2 protein-coding genes are annotated in these 482 nt (G+C 70.1%); one reads left to right on the forward strand and one right to left on the reverse strand.

Annotated features, from left to right (window positions below; all coding sequences use genetic code 11):
* The coding region (locus LPA54_RS37225; RefSeq protein ID WP_228984881.1) for a DUF397 domain-containing protein at window positions 1-154 on the forward strand (154 nt) is incomplete at its 5' end.
* Between the two features lie 7 nt (window positions 155-161).
* Here LPA54_RS37225 and LPA54_RS37230 read toward each other — a convergent pair.
* Window positions 162-482, reverse strand: a 321-nt coding sequence (locus tag LPA54_RS37230; protein WP_228984880.1) for a hypothetical protein, incomplete at its 5' end; no start/stop codon positions are given.

A 482-nucleotide genomic window follows, 5' to 3' on the forward strand; every position in this document is an offset into this window, starting at 1 on the left:
GAGCACCTACAGCAACGGCAGCGGCGGCGACTGCCTCGAAGTCTGCGACGCCCACACCGCCGTCGTCCCCGTCCGCGACTCCAAGGTCCCCCACGGCCCGGTCCTCACCGTCACGGCCCAGGCGTGGACGTCGTTCGTCGCCTCCCTCAAGTGATCTGAACTCAGTTCTGGTTCACCGGGAAGACGGCCGCCGGGTCGCAACGCTGCGGGCAGGCCAGCTGGTGGCAGACGAACGCCAACTCCGACCCGCACGCGCACCGGGGCACGAGGCGGCCGTCGGCCGTGACCGGGTCGGACGCCTCGTTGTGGTGCGCGCAGTGGAAGACCGAGAGGTGTTCTCCGCCGAAGAACTCGACGTCCTCGGGCACATCCAGTTGGAAGAACAGCGCCATCCGCTCGCCGCAGAAGCAGCGCGGCCACTCCTGGCCGTCGTCGAAGTAGGGCCACCCGCCGACCGAGTTCCGGGCCGGCCGGTGCAAGGG

It is taken from the genome of Streptomyces sp. DH12 (assembly GCF_020873895.1).
Classification (GTDB): Bacteria; Actinomycetota; Actinomycetes; order Streptomycetales; family Streptomycetaceae; genus Streptomyces.